This is a genomic window from uncultured Shewanella sp. (assembly GCF_947501665.1).
Taxonomy (GTDB): Bacteria; Pseudomonadota; Gammaproteobacteria; order Enterobacterales; family Shewanellaceae; genus Shewanella.
The window spans coordinates 1-5737 of sequence record NZ_CANMWS010000058.1 but is presented as its reverse complement, the minus strand read 5'-3'; the positions used below and the strand labels follow the sequence as shown (position 1 = coordinate 5737).

3 protein-coding genes are annotated in these 5737 nt (G+C 39.0%); all 3 read right to left on the bottom strand.

Going from position 1 to position 5737, the window contains the following annotated elements:
- A partial coding sequence (locus Q0976_RS23770) for a DUF2169 domain-containing protein (RefSeq protein WP_299497322.1) occupies nt 1-3599 on the bottom strand: 3599 nt, incomplete at its 3' end.
- A gap of 57 nt (nt 3600-3656) precedes the next feature.
- Nucleotides 3657-4346 (bottom strand): hypothetical protein, encoded by a 690-nt coding sequence (locus Q0976_RS23765; protein WP_299497320.1) that lies wholly within the window; start codon nt 4344-4346, stop codon nt 3657-3659.
- A gap of 62 nt (nt 4347-4408) precedes the next feature.
- The coding region (locus Q0976_RS23760) for a hypothetical protein (protein ID WP_299497318.1) at nt 4409-5737 on the bottom strand (1329 nt) is incomplete at its 5' end.

Genomic DNA, 5737 nt, shown 5'->3' with positions numbered 1-5737 from the left:
GAGCGCATGAAATTGGTTTGTATCGCATTAACCGCCTTAAAATGCGCGCCATTAAAATTACTGCGAAGACACTGAGCTCGCTTTAAGTTCACTCCAAACAGCTCCACTCGTTGCATATTGGCGTTACTGAAATACACATTTTCCATGTTGGTTTGATGAAAATGTGCATCAGACAAGGTTGCATCAGCAAAATTGGCCTTCACTAACACGGCTTGATTAAACCGCACTTTTGATAACTGCGCACTGCCAAAACGGGCATTGGTTAATTGCGCCTTTGTAAAATCAGCGCCCCTTAAATCGGCAGACCAAAACAGCGCCTTATTCAGCTTAGCCCCCGTCCACACACTCCCTTGTGCACTGGCTTCAAAACATTTTACTTTCAGCGCATCACATCGAAGAAAAGAAGTCTTTTCGATAAAGGTATTAAGAAAACTTGCTTGCGTTAATACGCTATCATTAAAACAAGCACCAATAAAATAACTGCCACAAGCTGTCACTTTATGTAGGCTGGCAAACATAAAGTTAGCTTCATTAAATTGCACTTCAGACATGACAGCGTCATCTAAACAGGCATGTAAAAAGCAAGCTCTATCCCCTCGAGCCTCAGATAATAATGCTCGGCAAAGATCAGCCCTTTCTAAGTTAGCATCATCAAAAATAGCTTCCGTAGCAACCACGTCTTGCATATTCGCTGACGTTAATACTGCACCAGTAAAGTTAGTTTCAGATAAAATGCTCCCAGTAAAATCAACATGGGATAAATCAAGGTAAGATAAATCCAATTCAGATAAATCCTTTTTAGCCAAAGACTGGCCTTTGCTGTACCAGTCAATGACTTGCTCTCTGGTTAATTTTTCAAAATCAACGGCGGCCTCAATATCGTCAACTTTAACCGGCTCAATCGCTTCCAGCTCTTTCAGCTTATCGATAGCTGCTTGAGACTCTTTTTTCACTAACGTTAATTGTTTATTGACAATATCTTTGGCATCATCTGATTGAACTTTTGATTGCTCTTGCTCAAGCAGTGCAATTGATTGCTGTGATAGTTGACTCAATTGTTCACTGGCAGAAGCGGTGGCTACTGGCGTATTTTTTAATTTATCAAGCCCTTTTTGAAAAGCAGCAGTAGAAGGGCCTGCGGGTAATTTCTCTTGCAATGAACTGGCTTTTTGATCTAAAACGGCTGACAAGGCATCCTTTAATGGTAAATCACTATTTAAGCCTAAATCTTGAGATAAACTGGCTTGTTTTTTATCAAAAGCAGCTTGAGCTTGCTCTTTAGTAAACTTAGGCGTGGCAAATAACGCTTTGCGTTTTTTCTTTTGAATGCTTGCTAGCATACCTGCTGCACTTTGTCCTTCAGCAGGCTTAATGTAATCAATTAACCAAGCCATCAAATCCACAGATCCAGCATAAGCTTGCTCAATCAACATATTTTCTTTAAGTTCAACGGGCTCTAATATAGGAAAGATGTCCTGCCATGGCGTAATGTCATCAATATTTTGTGTAAACAAAAATAACTGCGGCGCATCATCAATAACAGCTTGTACTTCATCAATAAACACTGTCTCAATAGAGGGCATTTCAATCACATTGAGCAAGCCTCTTACATCTTGTTCGATTAACCATGCAAAACTTCTATCTTGACAAAAAATCACAGGCAAGCCAGATTGTAAGGCACTGTGCCATGGCAACGATTGACTACCAAAAACCTGCACATTAGATCCAGGTTCAAACAATGAAGGTCGAATATGTAAAGCGGTAAATAATCCATCTTGATATTCAGGTAATACCCAACCTGCAGGTAGGGTTGTTAACGTATCATCTGGCATCTCTTCAAATGTCAGCCCCCATTCTTGAGGAACGAACACTCTTTCATGAGCCTGATAACCTAGCATCAACTTTTGAATGTTGAGCTTTCTAAAACCAAAGCTTATCAATTGTTTACGTTTTTTTAAAAAAGAATCAAATTCACTACTTTGCGCAATCCATTCAGAGGCTTTATCATGCCAAGGCGTATCGGTTTGTGGGGAGTCAAACATTTGCCCATGGGCATTAACTTTCTTTTCAATCTCTTTGGCTTGCATATTATATTCAGGATTAGAAGCCACATTTGGCTTATTTAATTTCAACTGTTTTAAATCTGTCGCCATATCATGCTTGAGCTTCATTTGCATTTGTAATTGCTGCGCAAAACTCGATCTCATATCATTTATTTTCGTACCGGATTGTTGCAATAAAGACTGCAATTCAGGGGTTAAGCCCGAGGTATTTTGAGCCAAAGATGCTAACTGTCCGTGACTGGCTCCGAGTTGCCTATCTAATTGAGCTAAAAAATCATGAGGTGACGCTTTTGCCGCAGGGATTGTATTATCAAATTGACCTTGTTTGAACGCCATATATTGGGGAATATCAGACAAATCTTTTTCAGCTAATGCAAGATCATATTTAGCTTGACTCGCTTTCTCAGCTAACTGAGCCATTTCAGCAGATTCAGCTTCCTTAGCTGCATTATAATGAGTCATATAATGTATATAATGCTCTGTGGTTAAAGGCGCTTTATCTCTATCTTCACTAACAAACAAAATATCAGATACATCTAGGGCTTCTTCATCTTGTATTTCAATATTGCCCCTAAAAATACGTAACCCTAATTGCTGCTCAGGGAAAAACCACACTGTGTCATTGCGTAATCCTATTTCTGATATTTTATATTGAATATCTTGTTTAAGCGTATTATTACTTTGTTGAACATCCCGTTTCAATGACTGGATATTTTGCGTCGGCATATCACAGAGCTCTGAATACTGCCTCACAAAAACACGTGGGCGATAAAAAGGTAATTTCCCCGTTATCTTAGCCTCTTTAGGGTGTAAATTCACTAAATGGTACGACTCACCGCCATTAAAAAAGTCCGTCAAACGTTGATCAAGTGGCGCTTGATTGAAGAAATGCCAATCAAAATCTTGGGGGACGCTTGGCCAGCGTTCCCGAAACCAAGCTTCATCATAAGTGCCCATACAGGCTTTTCTTATTGGATGATCGATAGCTAGAGGCAAAAAGCACGCTGCTTGGTGCCCCGTATTTTCAATACGACTACTGTGAGTATCTTTTGAATAAAATAAGCAAGGTAAGGGGTAAGACTCTTCCACCACACTCAAGCCTAAGGTATTGTCAGGAATTTCTTCCCCGCCCCAAGTCATTTCCCAAGTTAAAGGCTGACGTTTAAATGCCATTGGATCTGATGGTACAAGGCGCCCTAAATGCTGTATCCATTGACGGTTTCCATACACATCAAGTTGTTTCTCAGAACCAGCCAAATAGGCAGAGACTTTTACAACTTCTCTTGACTTTTCTCCACTAAAACAGGCGCCTGATAGCAACCATTCAGGATGCATTTTAGGCATACCCGCATCAAACATACGTCCATCTAAACTCTTATTAATCGCCGCCCACAAGTTTTGTTCATTAATACATTTTTCAGGATTAAGTAAGTCAAACCCTAATATCATCGAAATACATAAATAAGATTTCCCTTGTAGTTCATAAGGCACCAACAGAGTTGCAATATCATCTTTTTTCATTATTTTTATAGACATAAATAGCGACCTTCATTCAACGAAGTAAACTAAAAAATGTATAAAGAATACTGCCGTTTAGAGATGAGTAGTAATAATGTCATCTTTTATGCTGATATTACCTGAATTAACACGGCAAACACTATTCGACAAAAAAGATTTAATATTCGACACTTTATTCATAGCTTTACAGTTACTGTTAACAACATTTTTAACCGCCAACAAGCCACTATCTATACTGGCTTGTTCTTGCTTAACATCCAGAGCTAACGCTTTAACCTTTGAGGCAGCCACATTGACTCTTCTCGCTGAATGATTATATGTCACTCCAAGCATACTGGCCTTATGGGATAACACTTCAACATTAGCAAGATAATTTTTAATACCGCTAATGACAGCTTGTTTACGCTGAGCTTTAGCATTGCAAGACAATAACGTGGCACTCAATTTTTTGATTGCCGCCTCCTGGTATTTAAATGTCATTGCATACACTTTCCCATTCCAACTGAGTGAAGGTCCCATATTAAAATAAATGGAGCTTGGAAAAACAATTTCAGTGAAACTACCAATGTTGATTAAATTACATTGGCCTAAAGTCACCCAAGTCACAATTCCAGGCGTGTACTTATACCAAGTATTCACATAAAATAATGTATGCCCATTAAGCGTTAGCAATGTTCGATAAGTGGAATTCTCAGTATAATTATCCTCATCAGGATTATCGTCTGCACTAGTAGAATACTGATTTGCAGTATTAATATTAGACATAATCACCTCGTATTATTCGTATTATTCGTATTATTCGTATTATTCGTATTATTCGTATTTTATTACATTAAGATTAATTTTTTGTCTTCTACAGCTATACTGGCTGACGTTTTTACATTAAAGAATACTTTCTCAAGCGCATTAGCACATTGATCTGTTGATTGAGCAACACTTTGACAATCTTGAGTCACATTTTGAATTCTAGTATTTAATACTTTTTTACGTAATAGAGACGTATTGGTTGAAACTTGCGTGTTCTCAAGTTCCACACCTGTCTGTCCTAATTTACTTTCAAGTAAGTCAACTTTTTGCCCGAGCTGAGTGATCCTAGCTATAGATGATTCTTGAGAAGTCACCTTAGACTCCCAGCTATTAATATATCCTTTAAACCTCACACCTTCTAACTTCTCATTCTCTGCAGCCAATTTTTGAGATTTAATCGAAATATCATTCTCATCATTTTTCCAAGAAAGCGTGAGAAAGCTGCCAGCAAAATGATATCCCAAATGTGCATGCTTTGACCAAGCAAGCCCCTTGATCATAAGCTTTCCACCTCCAACTAAAGTGGTGTCCGAACCTAATGTAATTGAACATTTTCCTCCAGTGGTAATGGAAAAAAGCTGCTTTGTCACCACCTTCATACCAAGAAACTTGGTCGGCTTATTATAGTTAGACCATCCTGTACCACCATTAAAGCCATAAGGTGTGTCGTATAGCTCTCTACCTTCTTCCTCATCTACCTCATCACTGGAATCGTCATCTATCACGTCATCTGAGTCATCCTCTGTCTCATCACTTGAATCGTCATCTATCTCATCACTTGAATCATCATCTGTCTCATCACTTGAGTCATCATCTGTCTCATCACTTGAGTCATCATCTGTCTCGTCATTTGAGTCGTCATCAGTCTCATCATCTGTCTCATCATTTGAATCGTCATCAGTCTCATCACTTGAATCGTCATCTGTCTCATCACTTGAGTCGTCATCAGTCTCATCACTTGAGTCATCATCTGTCTCATCACTTGAGTCATCATCTGTCTCATCACTTGAATCATCATCGGTCTCATCACTTGAATCATCATCGGTCTCATCACTTGAGTCATCATCGGTCTCATCACTTGAGTCATCATCTGTCTCATCACTTGAGTCATCATCTGTCTCGTCATTTGAGTCGTCATCAGTCTCATCACTTGAATCGTCATCTGTCTCATCACTTGAGTCGTCATCAGTCTCATCATCTGTCTCATCATTTGAATCGTCATCTGTCTCATCACTTGAATCATCATCTATCTCGTCACTTGAGTCATCATCTGTCTCATCACTTGAATCGTCATCTGTCTCATCACTTGAGTCGTCATCAGTCTCATCATCTGTCTCATCATTTGAATC

What these genes read in the sequence shown, in the direction of transcription:
- Q0976_RS23765 (WP_299497320.1), bottom strand. Translation starts at nt 4,346, where the DNA reads ATGTCTAATATTAATACTGCAAATCAGTATTCTACTAGTGCAGACGAT.